Below are 839 nucleotides of genomic sequence, written 5' to 3' on the forward strand. Positions count from 1 at the left end.
GGGGGTGGGGGGGCGAGGGTGGTGGAGAAACAGCAGAGAGGGTGAAGGGGGGGCGGGGGGGCGGGGGGGGGGGGGGTGGGGGGGGGGCGGGGGCGGGCGGGGCGGGGGGGGGGGGGGGGGGGGGGGGGGGGGGGGGGGGGGGGGGGGGGGGGGGGGGGGGTGGGGGAGGGTCCAGGTGGCGGCGTAGTAGCCGAGGTGAGTGACGTGGGCCTCCTCGGGGCCGAAGGCGAGGCGGCGGACGTTGGAGTGGATGCCGTCGGCGCCGACGACGAGGTCGAAGGTGCGGGGCGAGGCGTTGCGGAAGGGGGCGCGGACGCCGGAGGGGGGCTGGGTGGGGGAAGGGGGCGCGGTGAGGGAGGTGATGGTGTCGCCGAAGAGGTACTCGGTGAAGGGGAGCGAGATCTCGTACAGGACGCGGGAGAGGTCGCCGCGCAGGACCTCGATGTCGCCGCCGGCGAACTCGGCGGGCAGGTGCAGCTGCTGGTTGCCGGCGGGGTCGACGAAGGTCATCGGGCTGCCGCCGGTCTGGATGCGCCGGAGCGTATCGAGGATGCCCATGCGGTCGAGGACGGCGAGGTGGGTCTCGCCGCGGAAGTCCACGGCCTGGCCGCCCTCGCGGAGGGCGGGGGCGATCTCCACGACGGTGGGGCGGAAGCCGTGGCGGCCCAGCCAGTAGGCGAGGGCGGGGCCGGCGATGCTGGCGCCGGAGATGAGGACGGTGGGGGAGGGGGAGGGGGAGGGGCAGTGGGGCATGGGGGCTCCTGGGTGGGTGCGGGCGGGGGTATCGGGTGCGGGGTGTGAGGTGGGTGTTGTGGGTGGGTGGTGTGGGTGGGTTGCGG

General features: G+C 76.8%; 1 protein-coding gene. It reads right to left on the minus strand.

What is annotated here, in order from left to right:
- Nucleotides 1–753, minus strand: a 753-nt coding sequence (locus GPJ59_RS36615) for an FAD-dependent monooxygenase (RefSeq protein WP_219672401.1), incomplete at its 3' end; no start/stop codon positions are given.
- Between the last annotated feature and the right edge of the window lie 86 nt (nucleotides 754–839).

The sequence above is a fragment of the Streptomyces bambusae genome, assembly GCF_019400985.1.
GTDB classification, from domain to species: Bacteria; Actinomycetota; Actinomycetes; order Streptomycetales; family Streptomycetaceae; genus Streptomyces; species Streptomyces bambusae_A.